The organism is Gramella jeungdoensis (genome assembly GCF_023805255.1).
GTDB lineage: Bacteria > Bacteroidota > Bacteroidia > Flavobacteriales > Flavobacteriaceae > Christiangramia > Christiangramia jeungdoensis.
This window is the reverse complement of sequence record NZ_JAMSCK010000007.1, coordinates 1-14,202: the sequence shown is the minus strand read 5'-3', so window position 1 is coordinate 14,202 and position 14,202 is coordinate 1. Positions and strand designations below refer to the sequence as shown.

Genomic DNA, 14,202 nt, shown 5'->3' with positions numbered 1-14,202 from the left:
TTAATTTAGAAGTTATAGACTACTTCTAGATTATAACCTTTAAGAGCTTTTCTGGCTTTTTCGATGTCTTCGGTAAACCCAAGAATATATCCGCCACCACCGGAACCGCAAAGTTTAAGATAGTAATCGTTGGTTTCGATCCCTTTTTGCCACAGCTTGTGGAATTGAGCAGGGATCATAGGTTTGAAATTATCAAGAACGGTATGAGACAGTTTTTTTACGTTGCTGAACAGCGATTTTACATCACCCTTAAGAAAATCTTCCACACAGGCATCGGTATGTTTCACGAACTGTTCTTTCAGCATTTTTCTGAAAGGTTCCTGCTTCATGTTCTCCATAAAGATGCTTACCATAGGACCTGTCTCCCCGGTGGTTCCACTATCCAGTAAAAACACGGCTCCGGTGCCATTTTCCGTCTGGGATGGAATACCCGCCGGCTCTATATTTTCTTTTGAATTGATAAGGATCGGGATGCTTAGGTAAGAATTAAGAGGGTCAAGTCCTGAAGATTTCCCATGGAAGAAAGATTCCATTTCCCCAAAGATCTTTTTCAGTTTTAACAGCTTGTCCCGGGTAAGGTTTTCCAGTACCGTGATCTTATCATTCGCATATTTATCATAGATCGCAGCTACGAGAGCACCACTACTTCCAACTCCGTATCCCTGCGGAATACTGGAATCGAAATACATGCCATTATCTATGTCTTTCTGTAATGCTTCAAGGTCGAATTGGACCAGCTCAGGATTATTCTCTTCCAGGCTTTTTAAATAATCGGCAAATCGTCTCAAATTATCGTTAGATCGCTTTGAGTCATCGCTGAGATTTTCATCCAGTTTCAGCGCTCCGTTATAAAAGTTATAAGGAATGGATAAACCCTTGGAATCCTTAATGATCCCGTACTCTCCAAAAAGGAGGATTTTCGAATAAAATAGAGGTCCTTTCATAGGTCAATAATTGACAATTGATAATGGAAAATTGAATATTACTTTTGTTTGGAAGTCTTAATGATCGCTACCAGTAAACTCAATATTTCCTTAATATCTTTTTTGAATTCCTGAAATTGACCTTCCTCTAAATAATCTGAGGCATTTAGTAGGTCAAGCCAGTATTCTGTTTCGTTAGCTTCTTTGAGGCTTATTGACAATTTATGGATGAAGTCCGCTTTGCTTTCAGCATGTTCCGCTTCCCTCACCAGTGCTCCAATTGCAGTTCCAGATCTTAACAATTGCCTGGACATTACAAATTCCTTCTTTTCGGAACTTAGAGACTTGTACAAATTAACAACTTTTACCGAGAATAGAAAACTGCGAGTTTTGATAATATTCTCTTTCATCATTGTCAATTGTCAATTTTCCATTGTCAATTTTTTAGCTCCTTCGCCAACTAAGTCGCAAATATAATGCCCATTCTCACAATACGCAACTAACTCATTCTTAATGAATTCTAAAACTTTAGTTTCGTTAACTGAGGGATAAAGCAGGTGGACGTTAGCTCCCGCGTCCAGCGTAAAGCAAACAGGGATCGCGGTTTTCTCACGGTAAGCCCAGATCCTGTTTATTATTTCCAGTGTATTTGGCTTCATCAGGATGAAATAAGGTTCGCTGCTCATCATCATCGCGTGAAGAGTAAGGGCTTCGCTCTCGACTATCTTTATGAATTCTTCTGTGTTACCCGATTTAAGTACGGGGATAAGTCTGTCCAGATTATTATGGGCCTGTTCAAAGCGTTTTTCCGCAAAGGGATGCCCGTGCATCAAGTTATGACCAACACTGCTGCTTACCTGTTTTTCTCCCTTGTCTACCAGCAGTATGGTATCGCGATAATCCTTAAATATGTCATGAACCTCATAAGGAAAAGGGACTCCAAAAAGATCGGAAGCCTTTTCAATGCTTTCATGTTCACCCCAAACAACCAGAGGTCCTTCAATGCTTCTGCTTGCGCTGCCGGAACCAAGTCTTGCCAGAAAGGATGCCTTTCTGTTAAAGAAATTCTCGTCCATACCGGGATATAATCTGCGTTCAAGGTCCATGATGCAAAGTGCCATGGCGCTCATTCCACTGGCCGAGGATGCGATCCCACTGCTATGAGGAAAGGAATTCTCACTGTGGATCTCGAATTTATAATCCCTGAGATACGGACAGTAATCTTCGATCCTTTCGAAGAACTTCTGGATCTTGGGTTTAAAATCTTCCTTTTCCTTACCCTCAAAATAAAAGCTGAAATCAAAATCATCCGAGCTTTCCGCCTTTTTTGAAAACTTCAGGCTGGTGGTGCTTTTGCAGTGATCAAGTGTGAAACTTATGGAAGGGTTGGCAGGGATCTGGTTCTCCTTTTTGCCCCAGTATTTCACTAAAGCGATATTGCTTGGTGACTGCCAGGTCACTTCGCCCGTCTCGATATTTTCAGTCTTTCGTTTAGGGATAAATTCCTTTTGGGTCATCCTCAAAAATTTTTGCCAAAGTTAAACTTTTATGCATTTGTTTCCTCTCTAAACAATCCAAATAAATTCCTATTTTAGTGGAATCAACCGGCCAGTTATGACGAAAAAACTTTTAATAAGGAGTTCTTTTGCTGTTCTGATCTGCCTCATATTTGGGTTTATGGGAACGGTGGCGACTCAAACAGGAATTGCAGAGTGGTATCCGGCGCTTACCAAACCACGATTTAGTGTGGATGTAGATATTGTTAGTGCGGTATGGATCCTTATGTACATCCTTATGGGGCTGGCCGCAGGAATAGTTTGGAGCAAGGGTTTTTATCATAAATGGGTCAAGACGGCCCTGTACCATTTTGGCTTTCAGCTCTTCCTTAACGGATTCTGGTTCCTGCTTTTCTTCGCGCTTGAAAAACCTTTTATCGCTTTGCTGGACCTGGCAGTGCTTTTTATAATGATACTTTTTACCATTAAATGGTTCCGAATAGTCAATACTCTAGCGGCTTACCTCCTTATACCCTATGCGATCTGGGTGCTGTTAACCATCGTCTATAATTTCGAGATCTGGCGACTTAACTCATAGCCCGGGCTGCGAGAAAAGCTCCCGTCCAGGCATTCTGAAAGTTGAAACCACCGGTAATGGCATCGATGTTCAGGATCTCCCCTGCGAAGTAAAGGTCTTTATGTATCCTGCTTTCAAATGTCTGGAAGTCTATTTCTTTCAGGTCTATCCCGCCCGCCGTTACGAATTCTTCCTTAAAGGTGCTTTTTCCATTCACCCTGAAAATGGCTCCTGTAAGTTCATCTGATAGTTTCTTTAGCTGGTCTTTACTAAGATCGGCCCATCTTGTTTCTTCTGAAATTCCTGAAGCCTTAACTATGCTTTGCCACAGTCGCTTTGGCAGATTGAACTGCGCCCTTGTGAAAACCTGCTGTTTTGACGAGGAGAATTTAAGCTGTTTCAGTTCCTCCAGCATTTCGTTGGCCGAATGTCCCGGCAGCCAGTTCACCTTTATCTTAAAACGATAATCAAGCCTGTTCAGTTCCCTGGCGCCCCAGGCCGATAGTTTCAGAATGGCGGGGCCGCTCATTCCCCAGTGGGTGATAAGAAGCGGGCCCGAGCTTTCAAGCTGTTCTCCTAAAACATTCACTTCGGCTTCGGTGGAGATCCCGGCCAGTCCTTTTATTCTCGGATCCTGGATATTGAAGGTAAAAAGTGAAGGCACCGCGGGAACTATGGTATGCCCTATTCTTTCCAGCAGCTTCCAAACCTTGGTATTGCTGCCGGTAGCGAGCATCAGTTTTTGACATTCAAATTCTTCTTTGCTGGTTTCAACCTTCCATAATTCTTCGTCTCGTTTAAAATTCTTCAGGCTATGGCCTTTCAGGACCTCTATATTCAGGCGTTTACACTCTTTTTTGAAACAGTCTATGATGGTTTGGGAACTGTCGGTCACCGGAAACATACGGCCGTCTTCTTCGATCTTGAGCTCCACACCTCGCTCTTCGAACCAGGCGATGGTGTCTCCGGTCATGAATTTATGAAAAGGGCCACGCAGTTCCTTTTCGCCACGTGGATATCTTTTTACCAGTTCCGCTGGGATGAATTCGGCATGGGTGACATTGCATCGGCCACCTCCTGAAACCTTCACCTTGGTAAGCACCTCTTTCCCGCGTTCAAGGATAAGGATCTTTAGCTGTGGGTTATTTTCCGCAGCATTGATGGCCGTAAAGAATCCGGCTGCTCCGCCGCCCACTACAATGATGTCATATTTCTCCAAATCCATTCAATTAAGGCTGTAAAAATAGGTAGATAAATGCTGAAGCGGAAATTACTTTACTCATGAAGTTCCAACAGCGGATTATGCAAACGGTTGGGGTAATCTGAAATGATCCCGTCAACTCCAAAATCGATCATCCTTAGAATATCCTGTCGTTCGTTCACCGTCCATACGTTCACCTTAAAGCCTTCGGCCTGGCAGAGTTTGGTATTGTCCCGGGTAATGATCCCAAGGGAAGGGTGAATCGCGGTTGCATTCAGAAGTTTGCCGAGCTCGATGGCTTCCGGCACACTGGCCTTGCTCAGCACTCCAAGAGGAACATGATCATCGAACTGCCTTACCTGGAAAAGCTCATTTTTCTGAAAGCTGGAAATAATGAAATTGGAATACTCCCATTTTCCCGAACTCACTCTTTTTTGAACTTCCCTGCATACAGGCGCGGCGGTATTAAGCCCTTTCAGTTCAATATTGATATCGCATTTACCTTCGATGAGGTCAAGTACTTCTGTAAGCAGGGGTACCTTATAGTAACCTTCAACTTTTAGTTTTCTGATCTCTACAGCGGGGCGTTTGGCTATCTCACCGCTGCCATCGGTAGTGCGGTCCAGGGTGAAATCATGGATTACCCACAGTTCGCCACTGGCACATTTGTGAACGTCTATCTCTATCATATCCACACCTATATCCAGTGCTTTCTGAATACTTTCCAGTGTGTTTTCGGCAATATGGGCTTTCGCACCGCGATGCCCGATCATCAAAAAATCGTTCATATTCAAATTTATTCAATTAATTCATTCCAACCATCTATTAACGCTATTAGTCAGAGGATTTTAAAATTTACAAAGGCTTATGATTGCTTAACATTTATTTGGCTGAAAGGCTATGTAATTTAGGGATTCAACCAATAATTAACCAGAAAATCCAAGGAGACTTATTTATGAAAATGACGAAGGAAGCCCCGGCTAAGAAAACTAGGAACAGGGCAAATCTCGAAATTAGAAGGGCCTTTAAAAATTTTGTACTTGAGAACGACCATCCATGTGTCATGGCGCAGACCGTCTTTAGTATGGAGCAGGTAGAGCTGCATGCTTATAAGGATTTTGGCTCTGCGGAAGCGGCAGGGAAGCTGATAAAGGACCTGGAAGAATATGTGGCCAACTACGATTTTGAGTCTAACGATTTCAGGACATTCCTGGCCGTATTTCCGGATTCGCCAAAATATTCCGAAATTGAATTCGAAAAGCGGCTCTGGAAACAGTTGAAAGCGCTGAATAAAGCTGATAGCTGTGACTGGGATGCTCGGGTAAGTTCAGATCCTGAAAGCGAACATTTCAGTTTCAGCATAGCAGGAAGGGCATTCTATATCGTAGGCATGCATCCCGGAGCCTCAAGAAAGGCAAGGCAGAGCCCTTACACGGCCATCGCATTCAACCTGCACTGGCAGTTCGAGAAGTTAAGGGAAATGGGAACCTATGAGAACGTTCGGGATAAGATAAGGGAGCGTGATAAGGAATTGGAGGGGAATATAAACCCCATGCTGGAAGATTTTGGAAAAAGAAGTGAAGCGAGGCAATATAGTGGAAGAAAGGTTGGCGAAGAATGGAAATGTCCCTTTCACCATAGCAAATAAATTATATGTACAGACCACCAAAATACCGGAAAGATGATAAGGAGTTCATCTTCTCATTTATAGAAGAGAATCCCTTTGCGAGCTTTATCCTCAAAGGCGAAAGACTGCTCGCAACCCATATTCCAGTGCTGGTCGAAGGCAATTCGGAAAACTTCAGGCTGTATTCGCATATCGCCAATCATAATGAACAGAAAACGTTTCTAAAGGACGGGGCAGAGGCGCTGATCATCTTTCATGGCCCGCACGCTTATGTTTCCTCGTCCTGGTATAAGGAAAAGGACATAAGCACCTGGGATTATACCGCCGTTCATGTGAATGCCAGGATAAGATTGCAAACAGCCGAAGAACTGGAAACCTCGCTTGAAACAATGGTGGAACGCTTTGAAAGGAAGCAGGAAAGTCCGCTTTATTATAAGGATATCCCTGAACTTATGCTTAAGGAACATTTGCCTCTTATCACCGGTTTCTGGCTGGAGCCTTTTAAAATTGAAGGAATTGCAAAACTACACCAGGCCTATCCTAAATATGATATCGAGGCGGTCACTAAAAAGCTGGACGATTCCGGCTCTTACCGCGATCGGGAACTGGGTGCTGCCATAAGGAAGGAGAATAATACAGACTAAATCTTTTGAAAAATGGGAAAGAAAGGATTTTTAGAGAAGTATCACGAAAAGCGAAATTTCGATATCTCTTCTGAGCCTTTCGGCGATGAAAGCAAAAAGAAGGATAAGGACAAGCAGATCTTCGTGATACACAAGCACGATGCCACCAACCTGCATTTCGATTTCAGGCTGCTGGTAGACGGGGTACTGAAGAGCTGGGCGGTTCCCAAAGGCCCTTCCACCGATCCAAAGGTGAAACGACTGGCCATTCGCACCGAAGACCATCCGCTGGAATATGCCGACTTTGAAGGTGTGATCCCCGAGAGTCAGTATGGCGGGGGAACGGTGATGGTTTGGGATGCCGGGAAATTCGACAACGATAAGAAGGACGATGACGGGAATCTTATCCCGATGGGAGAACAGATAAAGAATGGGCATACAACTTTTATTCTTCGTGGACATAAACTCAAAGGCGCCTATACTCTCATTAGAACCTCTAAAGGAGATGATGAAAAATGGTTCCTGAAAAAAGTGGATGACGAGGAAGCCGATGCCCGCCGGAATCCCGTGAGTACCGAGAATGAATCGGTGCTTACTGGGAGGAGCATGGAAGAGATCGCAAAAGAAGGCGAAAAAGATGACTGATGCGCTTAAGGAAATACCGGAAGAGCTTCAGGAGAAGCTGAAAAAGAAAAAGCAGCCAGGCTGGATGTCGCCTATGCTGGCAAAACTTACCCATGAGGTGTTTTCAGATGAGGACTGGATCTTTGAGAGAAAGCTTGACGGGGAGCGCTGCCTAATCTTTAAGAAGGGCAAAGAGGTGAACATCATGTCTCGAAACAAGAAGAACCTGAATAAAGTCTATCCAGAGATAGTTTCGGCCCTGAAAGAGCAGAAGACGGGTAACTTTATCGCCGATGGCGAGATGGTGGCCTTCAAGGGAAAGGTCACCAGTTTTGCTGAACTTCAGAAGCGCATGCACCTTAAAAAGGAGGAAGAGGTAAAGAACAGCAAAACAAAGGTCTATTTTTACTTATTTGACCTGATGTTCCTGGAAGGCCATGACCTTACCAAACTACCGCTTACCGAACGAAAGAAGCTGCTCAACAACAATATAAGTTTTGAGGATCCATTAAGATTTACTGCTCACCGCAACGAGAAGGGCGAGGAATTCTATAAGGAAGCCTGCAAAAAGAAATGGGAGGGCCTTATCGCGAAGAAGGCAGACAGCAGCTACGCCCACAGTCGCTCTTCCAACTGGCTTAAATTCAAATGCGAGAATCAGCAGGAATTCGTGATAGGCGGCTATACCGATCCGCAGGGAGAAAGAAAGGGCTTCGGGGCTTTATTGCTGGGATTCTATGAGGACGACAAGCTGCAGTATGCCGGAAAGGTAGGCACTGGTTATACCGATAAGATGCTGGAAGAGCTTCAGGCGAAAATGTCAGAGATAGAAGTAGACGAACCGGCATTCGCGAAGAACGGCGATCTGCCCGATAAGAACGTACACTGGCTCAAACCCGAGATGGTGGGCGAGGTGGCCTTTACCGAGTGGACAAAGACGAACAAATTAAGGCATCCCCGCTACCTGGGCCTGAGAAGGGACAAGAAAGCAAAAGATGTAGTAAAAGAAGCATAAGATGGGAGAGGAAAGAAAAATTGGGAAACACAGTTTCGAGGTGAGCAACCTTGACAAGGTCTTCTTTCCAAAAGAAGGCTATACCAAGGGCGACCTGATAGATTACTACGAAAAGATAGCCGATACCATGCTGCCGTATATCAAGGACCGGCCACTTACCATGATAAGGTTTCCTAACGGGATAGAAGACAAGCAGTTCTACCAGAAAGACGCGCCCGATTATTTCCCGAAGTGGATAAAGACAAAGGCCATTAAGAAACAGGAGGGCGGTACCACCAATTATGTGGTATGCAATGATAAGGAGACGCTGGTGTACCTGGCCAACCAGGCCTGCATCACTCCGCATATCTGGCTTAGCCGGCAGGACAGGCTGGAATTCCCCGACAGGATGATCATAGACCTGGACCCTTCCCATGATGATTTTGGCGAGGTAAAGGATGCCGCGAAAAAGATCAGGAAGCTGCTGGGAGAGGAACTGGGGCTACCGCTTTATCTTATGACCACCGGTTCACGGGGCCTGCATATCGTGGTGCCCATGAAACGTACCCGGGATTTTGATGAGGTTCGCAAATTTGCGCAGAAGGCGGCGAGATTCCTGGAACAGGAATATCCCGATACCATGACAACGGCGGCAAGGAAGAACAAGCGGGAAGATAAGCTCTTTCTGGATGTTGGAAGGAATGCTTTCGGGCAAACGGGCGTGGCTCCCTATTCGGTAAGGCCAATTGAAGGGGCGCCGGTGGCGACCCCGTTGGACTGGGACGAGCTGGGACGTTCTTCACTTTCAGCACAGAGCTATAACATAAAGAACATCTTTAAACGGCTGGGCAGTAAGGAAGACCCATGGAAAGACATGGCCGCTTCAGCCGTAAGCCTTACTTCAGCCAAAAAGGAACTCAATAATATTTTCAAGGAAAATTAGAATGACGCAGGTGATCGAAAAACAAAGCGGAACGGCTTTCAGAATAAAAAAAGGACAGAAACTAAAGGTTACAGATCCCGAGGGCGGGCAGGTGAGCGATATGGTGCTATTCAACGCCGAAGATAAAAGGGAAAAGATCTCCAGTGGCAAGACCCTGGATTTCGAGGAAAGTATACTTATCACAAAAGGGGATTTTCTATGGAGCAACCGCAGCAATAAGATGATGAAGATCCTCGAGGATACCAATGGCAGGAACGATTTCCTGCTGGCGCCCTGCAGCCCCGAGACCTTTAAGATCATGTACAACAACAACGAATATCATCCCAGCTGTTTTGAGAACCTGTACACCAGTCTGGCGCAGTACGGGATAGAGCCAGATGATATTCCCACGGCATTCAACATCTTTATGAACGTTCAGTTTGAGCCGGACGGAAAGCTGAGCGTGGAACCGCCTTTAAGCAAAGCCGGCGACCATGTGCTCTTTGAAGCCCAGATGGACCTTATCGTAGGCCTTACTGCATGCTCGGCCGAAGACAGCAATGGCGGCAGCTTTAAGCCTATCCACTACGAGATCATGGACTAAGCGTTCTTTTTGCGGTACCTCATGTTCAGCATCTCAATGGCAAGTGAGAAGAAGACCGCGAAATAGATATAACCCTTAGGCACATGGTAATGCGCCCCTTCCACGATAAGCATCACTCCTATCAGGATAAGGAAAGACAGCGCGAGTATCTGTATGGTTGGGTGCTTGTCTACGAACTCTCCTACCGGTTTGGCGAAAATCATCATCACTATAATGGCCGCGATCACCGCGATCACCATGAGAATGATCTGGTCTGTAAGGCCCACGGCAGTAAGTATGGAGTCGAATGAGAACACAAGGTCCAGCAACACTATCTGTACGATGGCTGTGGTAAAGCTCATGGTCTTGGTTACTTTTTGTCCATCTTCACTTTCATGCTGGCCTTCCACTTTGTGATGTATCTCCAAAGTAGACTTTACCAGCAGGAAGATACCACCGGCGATAAGAATGATATCCCGCCAGCTAAGCTCAAAGTCCGCGACGGTTAGTATGGGTTCGGTAAGGCCAATGATCCAGGTGATGCTCAAAAGCAGGAGTATCCTCATTACCAGCGCGACGGTTAGTCCTCCAAGCCGGGCCTTTTTCTGGTTTTCCTTTGGGACCTTTGCCGCTACAAGCGAGATAAAGATGATATTGTCTATCCCAAGGACTATTTCCAGAAAAGTAAGGGTGAGCAGGGCCACCCAGGTATCGGGTTGTAAGAAGATCTCCATATTAGAAAGTTGGTTGCTAAGCCGCTAAATTATGGAAAAACCAACGCTTTTCGGTTAAAATTTTGCAAAGGAAGGGTGTGGCTTCGGTAAAATACTGTTAATCCAAACCGAACTTATAGGAGACCCCGCCATATACCGAAACCTGGAAGAAATCATAGTCGGTGCGCCAACGGTATTCAGCGCGGCCATAGATAAAGAAACGGTCAAAATGGTATTCCAGTCGGGTGTTAAGCGCGATGGAGGGATAGGTCTTCCAGGGTCGGCGAATAAAGGAAAGGCTTATGTCGGCCACGGGGATAAGTATCTTGCCGGGCCTTACCACGAAGCCGGGATTTATGCCCATAGATTCATATCTTATAGCAGCGAAGGTCTCGTAATAGGCCAGGATGCTGAAACCGGCATTCCGGTAGCCCACGCTCAGGGTGCCGTCGTAGGAGGCGTCGTTCACCGTGCCGCCAAAGATCGCGTTGCGAACATCCACGCCGGCGCTTATAAAGAAGTAATCCTCATCCCGGGTAAGCCAGTACTGGGAGAATCCTTGTAGCGGGAGCAGCAGTAGAAAAAGGAAGAGAAGTCTTTTCATTTCACGGGGACCACATTGGGGCTATTACAGGTTCATTCTGAAAGGCTTATGAAGATACGTCATAATTGGGAATTGTGAAGCGCTAAAATAAATCACCGGGAGGAATAAAATGGCTATCAGGGTCTGCTATTTTATTTATATAATCCTTTAAATCAAATGTTTATACATATTTACCAGGTGTTTTTTGTAGGTTCTCTACTTTCAATTCACTAAATTGAATGCTTATTTTTTTAAACTTTTCTTATGGACAGACGCAGTTTTTTAAACCGTACCGGAATCGCCATGGGGGCAGGAATTGGCCTCCCCACCCTAAGCGCTTTTGAAAGCATTACTCCGCGTGAAATATTTGATCGCGAAATCCCGGAAAGCTGGGGCGATCTCAGGGATATGTTCCAGCTGGAACCGGGCAAGATACATATGGCCCTTATGCTGCTGGCTTCCCATCCACGGCCGGTGAAGAACGCGATCGCCAGGCACAGGGAAAATTTTAATAATAACCCGGCAGAGTACTGGGAGAATAATTTTATGACCGCGGAACCCAGGGTGATAGCCGCCGCCGCGGAATATATAAATGCCGATCCCTCTGAGGTCGCGCTTACCGACAGTACCACCCAGGGCCTGGGAATATTGTATACGGGCTTTAAACTTAAGGAAGGCGAGGAGATACTTACCACCACCCACGATCATTACTCCACCGAAAAATCACTGGAGTTCGGGGCAGAGAGAAGCGGTGCTAAGATCAACAGGATAGCTCTCTATGATGAGCCCTCTAAAGTATCGGCCGATGAGATACTCAGCAGGATCAAAAAGAACATCACTCCCAAAACCCGGCTTGTGGCGGTTACCTGGGTGCATTCCTGTACCGGGGTAAAACTGCCCGTAAAGAAGATAAGCGGACTCATTAAGGAGCTGAACAGCTCGCGGGCAGAAGAAGAGCGTATCTATTTCGCGGTAGACGGGGTGCATGCCTTTGGCCTTGACAATATAGATATCCAGGATCTTGGCTGTGACTTTTTAGCGGCGGGCACCCATAAATGGCTTTTCGGCCCACGGGGGACGGGGATCTTATATGCAAAGAAGGACGCCCATGACATGGTGGTTCCCGTGATCCCGGCCTTTTCGCCCGCGTATGCGGAATGGCTGGGCGTAATCCCAAAGGACCAGCTTAACTTTAGTTATTTGAATTCCCCCGGGGGCTTCCATGCCTTCGAACACCGCTGGTCGCTTGACGAGGCCTTTAAACTCCATATGAACACGGGCAAGGAAAATATCGCCGCGAGGAGCAAAAAGCTCAATACGATGCTTAAGGAAGGCATGAGCGGGATGGCCCATGTAAGATTGCTAACCCCGGTATCCGATGAATATTCAGAGGCCATCAACTGCTTTGAAGTGGATGGCTTGGGCCCGGACGAGACGGTAAAAAAACTTCATGAAAAGAAGATCATAGCGAGCAGCTCTCCTTACCGGAAGAGCTATGCCAGGCTTACTCCCAGTGTTATAAATACCGAGGAGGAGGTTAGGCAATGTCTTAAGGCCCTGGAAGAACTGGCTTAAATCTTTAGTAACTTTAATTATATAGGCCCGGTGGTTATAGCTCCCGGCCTATGCTGTTTATTGTCTGACTGACAAAATACTGATTAACAATCCCTTATAAGGACGCTGTGTATTTTAGATTTGTTCTTTCTAAAAAGACCATTCTTATGTCTTTAAAAATAAATTTTACACCTAAGAGTGGTTTTGTTAAAAATGCCTTAGATTTATGAGGAATTTGGTGGTACCCCGGCCTGCAGCATTTTGATAGGTTGTATTTATAGGGGTATAACCAGTTGCCAATAATTTTTATATGGATAATAAATTTATAATAACCACAGTAGTTACGGTAACATTAGCATTTATAGGATACATTGCTAAATATTTTAATGATTTAAGAATTACTAAAAGAAAAGATAAACTTGAAAGAGTTAATAGACAATTAAAAGAATTATATGGTCCCCTTTTAAGTTTAACCTCCTCTTCAGATGCCTCTTGGAAACAATTTAGAAATACCTATAGAAATTACACTCCAAGTTATTTTAATCCTAATAATCCACCATCGGAAAAAGAAAAGGAAATATGGAGAACTTGGATCTCAACCGTATTTCATCCAATCAATCAAGAAATATATACTATGGTTTTGAAAAATGGAGATTTGTTCATTGAAAATGAATTTCCAGAACCTTTAAGAGACTTATGCGCACATTATGAGTCTTATAAACCAGTTATAGAACAATGGAAGGATAAGAATTATGAAGAACATCTTTCACTCTTAAATTACCCAACAGATTTATTAGATTACGCAAAGACATCTTATGAACATTTAAAAATACAACAGAGAAAATTAATAGATTGAAAATAGAATATGGTACAAAAAGGAGATAGAGTAAAACATAAAAACCCTGAAATAGATGCTAAAAAGGGAGTAATGCAAGTTTTTGAAATTAAAAATAATTACGCAGTATGTGGTTATGGTGATTTTGAAAGATTAGGCCAAGGAATGGAAACTTATATAATAACTGACTTAGAAAAAATTAGATAAAATGGATCCCTTAAATAAAATTTTAAATTGGATAAATGAGCTTCCATTAGAAATACAATCTGAATTAGTAAGCTTGACATCTCATTTTCATTTTGATAAAACTATTGAAAGAGAGTTAGATGAAAATGAGAGGCTATCCAAATTTAAAGAGTATCTAGATTCGGAAAATTTGGACGATAATGAAATAGTGCAACGAGCTCTTTTCATTAAAAAATTAATTGATTTTTCAATGGCGGGAAGAGGAACTGAAGAAGATTGGACTGAAGTACTAGATAGACATTTGGATACAAGGTCTAGGCTTAAAGAAAAAGGCCTCCCAACAAAAATGAATGATGATTTTTTATCTACCTATCAAGAAAGAAAAAGCAAATGGATAGAACTATATTCTAATTGGGAGAATATATCAAATAATGAACTTTCTGATAAAAAAATTGCAGATTGGTATTTTATGCAAATAGTAAAATAAAAACTTTTGGCAACACCGCTTCATCGCAAATAACGGGTAGTTGAGTAAAAAGTGTAAATTTAGAAACCAAGAATCAAACTGGTAAGCCGACAAGTCCGCGTCCCTACTCCCGCAACTTGCGATAAGCGAAACCGTTGTGAAGCATATTGACCCGTCCTGAATAAAGGCTACATAATTTTAAATAGTTATGTACAAAAATGACAAAGTAATCAGACGGTATTCGGAATCTTTCAAACTCAAAATTTTAGACGAACTTACCACAGGAAAACTAAAC

Annotated in this window: 18 protein-coding genes; 11 read left to right on the top strand and 7 right to left on the bottom strand. The window is 44.0% G+C overall.

Features of this window, described 5'->3' with window-relative positions:
* Positions 1-5 precede the first annotated feature (5 nt).
* Genes NE848_RS15920 through NE848_RS15910 form a run of 3 tightly spaced genes read right to left on the bottom strand, consistent with a single transcriptional unit; the run spans position 6 to position 2,440 of the window.
* The gene (locus NE848_RS15920; protein ID WP_252115555.1) at positions 6-944 is read right to left on the bottom strand and encodes a mevalonate kinase family protein; all 939 of its coding nucleotides are present in this window, start codon (positions 942-944) and stop codon (positions 6-8) included.
* A 38-nt stretch (positions 945-982) separates the two neighbouring features.
* Positions 983-1,333: a four helix bundle protein gene (locus NE848_RS15915; protein ID WP_252115553.1), complete on the bottom strand. Its 351-nt coding sequence runs from the start codon at positions 1,331-1,333 to the stop codon at positions 983-985.
* A gap of 12 nt (positions 1,334-1,345) precedes the next feature.
* Positions 1,346-2,440 carry a diphosphomevalonate decarboxylase gene (locus tag NE848_RS15910; RefSeq protein WP_252115551.1) on the bottom strand — a complete coding sequence of 365 codons (1,095 nt, stop codon included), beginning with the start codon at positions 2,438-2,440 and terminating at the stop codon, positions 1,346-1,348.
* Between the two features lie 97 nt (positions 2,441-2,537).
* On the opposite strand from NE848_RS15910, the gene NE848_RS15905 reads away from it, so the two are divergent.
* Positions 2,538-3,017, top strand: a complete 480-nt coding sequence (locus NE848_RS15905; protein ID WP_252115549.1) for a TspO/MBR family protein — start codon at positions 2,538-2,540, stop codon at positions 3,015-3,017.
* On the opposite strand, the gene NE848_RS15900 is transcribed toward NE848_RS15905, so the two are convergent.
* A complete protein-coding gene (locus NE848_RS15900; RefSeq protein ID WP_252115703.1) occupies positions 3,007-4,215 on the bottom strand; it encodes a BaiN/RdsA family NAD(P)/FAD-dependent oxidoreductase in 1,209 nt (402 codons plus the stop codon). The genes NE848_RS15905 and NE848_RS15900 overlap by 11 nt on opposite strands.
* 56 nt (positions 4,216-4,271) lie before the next feature.
* Positions 4,272-4,985, bottom strand: coding sequence for a glycerophosphodiester phosphodiesterase (locus NE848_RS15895; protein ID WP_252115547.1), 714 nt, complete (start codon positions 4,983-4,985; stop codon positions 4,272-4,274).
* Positions 4,986-5,152: 167 nt separating this feature from the next.
* Here NE848_RS15895 and gntA point away from each other — a divergent pair, with 167 nt between their 5' ends.
* The 6 genes from gntA to NE848_RS15865 are packed head-to-tail and all read left to right on the top strand — an operon-like array spanning position 5,153 to position 9,591.
* The gene (gene gntA, locus NE848_RS15890; protein WP_252115545.1) at positions 5,153-5,845 is read left to right on the top strand and encodes a guanitoxin biosynthesis heme-dependent pre-guanitoxin N-hydroxylase GntA; all 693 of its coding nucleotides are present in this window, start codon (positions 5,153-5,155) and stop codon (positions 5,843-5,845) included.
* 5 nt (positions 5,846-5,850) lie between these two features.
* Positions 5,851-6,468, top strand: coding sequence for an FMN-binding negative transcriptional regulator (locus NE848_RS15885; RefSeq protein ID WP_252115543.1), 618 nt, complete (start codon positions 5,851-5,853; stop codon positions 6,466-6,468).
* A 12-nt stretch (positions 6,469-6,480) separates the two neighbouring features.
* A complete protein-coding gene (locus tag NE848_RS15880) occupies positions 6,481-7,092 on the top strand; it encodes a DNA polymerase ligase N-terminal domain-containing protein (protein ID WP_252115541.1) in 612 nt (203 codons plus the stop codon).
* On the top strand, positions 7,028-8,086 hold the full coding sequence (ligD, locus tag NE848_RS15875) for a non-homologous end-joining DNA ligase (protein ID WP_252115539.1): 1,059 nt from the start codon (positions 7,028-7,030) through the stop codon (positions 8,084-8,086). Before NE848_RS15880 ends, ligD (NE848_RS15875) begins: the two co-directional genes overlap by 65 nt.
* A gap of 1 nt (position 8,087) precedes the next feature.
* On the top strand, positions 8,088-9,008 hold the full coding sequence (gene ligD / locus NE848_RS15870; RefSeq protein WP_252115537.1) for a non-homologous end-joining DNA ligase: 921 nt from the start codon (positions 8,088-8,090) through the stop codon (positions 9,006-9,008).
* Between the two features lies 1 nt (position 9,009).
* Positions 9,010-9,591 (top strand): DUF1989 domain-containing protein, encoded by a 582-nt coding sequence (locus NE848_RS15865; RefSeq protein WP_252115528.1) that lies wholly within the window; start codon positions 9,010-9,012, stop codon positions 9,589-9,591.
* On the opposite strand, the gene NE848_RS15860 is transcribed toward NE848_RS15865, so the two are convergent.
* Together NE848_RS15860 and NE848_RS15855 are read right to left on the bottom strand one after the other, a co-directional pair.
* Positions 9,588-10,304, bottom strand: coding sequence for a TerC family protein (locus NE848_RS15860; protein ID WP_252115526.1), 717 nt, complete (start codon positions 10,302-10,304; stop codon positions 9,588-9,590). The genes NE848_RS15865 and NE848_RS15860 overlap by 4 nt on opposite strands.
* A 97-nt stretch (positions 10,305-10,401) precedes the next feature.
* Positions 10,402-10,752, bottom strand: a complete 351-nt coding sequence (locus tag NE848_RS15855; protein WP_252115524.1) for a hypothetical protein — start codon at positions 10,750-10,752, stop codon at positions 10,402-10,404.
* A 378-nt stretch (positions 10,753-11,130) separates the two neighbouring features.
* Between NE848_RS15855 and NE848_RS15850 the strand changes: the two genes are divergently transcribed.
* The 4 genes from NE848_RS15850 to NE848_RS15835 all read left to right on the top strand — a co-directional run bounded on the left by NE848_RS15850 (position 11,131) and on the right by NE848_RS15835 (position 13,928).
* Positions 11,131-12,441: an aminotransferase class V-fold PLP-dependent enzyme gene (locus tag NE848_RS15850; protein WP_252115522.1), complete on the top strand. Its 1,311-nt coding sequence runs from the start codon at positions 11,131-11,133 to the stop codon at positions 12,439-12,441.
* A 289-nt stretch (positions 12,442-12,730) separates the two neighbouring features.
* A complete protein-coding gene (locus NE848_RS15845; RefSeq protein ID WP_252115520.1) occupies positions 12,731-13,276 on the top strand; it encodes a hypothetical protein in 546 nt (181 codons plus the stop codon).
* A 9-nt stretch (positions 13,277-13,285) separates the two neighbouring features.
* Positions 13,286-13,462: a hypothetical protein gene (locus NE848_RS15840; RefSeq protein ID WP_252115518.1), complete on the top strand. Its 177-nt coding sequence runs from the start codon at positions 13,286-13,288 to the stop codon at positions 13,460-13,462.
* 1 nt (position 13,463) lies between these two features.
* On the top strand, positions 13,464-13,928 hold the full coding sequence (locus tag NE848_RS15835; protein WP_252115516.1) for a hypothetical protein: 465 nt from the start codon (positions 13,464-13,466) through the stop codon (positions 13,926-13,928).
* Positions 13,929-14,202 lie beyond the last annotated feature (274 nt).

Bases quoted from the DNA above. Each gene is read 5' to 3' on its own strand.
- NE848_RS15915 (WP_252115553.1), bottom strand. From the start codon at position 1,333: ATGAAAGAGAATATTATCAAAACTCGCAGTTTTCTATTCTCGGTAAAA.
- NE848_RS15920 (WP_252115555.1), bottom strand. From the start codon at position 944: ATGAAAGGACCTCTATTTTATTCGAAAATCCTCCTTTTTGGAGAGTAC.
- NE848_RS15910 (WP_252115551.1), bottom strand. From the start codon at position 2,440: ATGACCCAAAAGGAATTTATCCCTAAACGAAAGACTGAAAATATCGAG.
- ligD (WP_252115537.1), top strand. From the start codon at position 8,088: ATGGGAGAGGAAAGAAAAATTGGGAAACACAGTTTCGAGGTGAGCAAC.
- NE848_RS15845 (WP_252115520.1), top strand. From the start codon at position 12,731: ATGGATAATAAATTTATAATAACCACAGTAGTTACGGTAACATTAGCA.
- NE848_RS15885 (WP_252115543.1), top strand. From the start codon at position 5,851: ATGTACAGACCACCAAAATACCGGAAAGATGATAAGGAGTTCATCTTC.
- NE848_RS15850 (WP_252115522.1), top strand. From the start codon at position 11,131: ATGGACAGACGCAGTTTTTTAAACCGTACCGGAATCGCCATGGGGGCA.
- NE848_RS15865 (WP_252115528.1), top strand. From the start codon at position 9,010: ATGACGCAGGTGATCGAAAAACAAAGCGGAACGGCTTTCAGAATAAAA.
- NE848_RS15840 (WP_252115518.1), top strand. From the start codon at position 13,286: ATGGTACAAAAAGGAGATAGAGTAAAACATAAAAACCCTGAAATAGAT.
- NE848_RS15905 (WP_252115549.1), top strand. From the start codon at position 2,538: ATGACGAAAAAACTTTTAATAAGGAGTTCTTTTGCTGTTCTGATCTGC.
- NE848_RS15835 (WP_252115516.1), top strand. From the start codon at position 13,464: ATGGATCCCTTAAATAAAATTTTAAATTGGATAAATGAGCTTCCATTA.
- NE848_RS15860 (WP_252115526.1), bottom strand. From the start codon at position 10,304: ATGGAGATCTTCTTACAACCCGATACCTGGGTGGCCCTGCTCACCCTT.
- gntA (WP_252115545.1), top strand. From the start codon at position 5,153: ATGAAAATGACGAAGGAAGCCCCGGCTAAGAAAACTAGGAACAGGGCA.
- NE848_RS15880 (WP_252115541.1), top strand. From the start codon at position 6,481: ATGGGAAAGAAAGGATTTTTAGAGAAGTATCACGAAAAGCGAAATTTC.
- NE848_RS15895 (WP_252115547.1), bottom strand. From the start codon at position 4,985: ATGAACGATTTTTTGATGATCGGGCATCGCGGTGCGAAAGCCCATATT.
- ligD (WP_252115539.1), top strand. From the start codon at position 7,028: ATGAATCGGTGCTTACTGGGAGGAGCATGGAAGAGATCGCAAAAGAAG.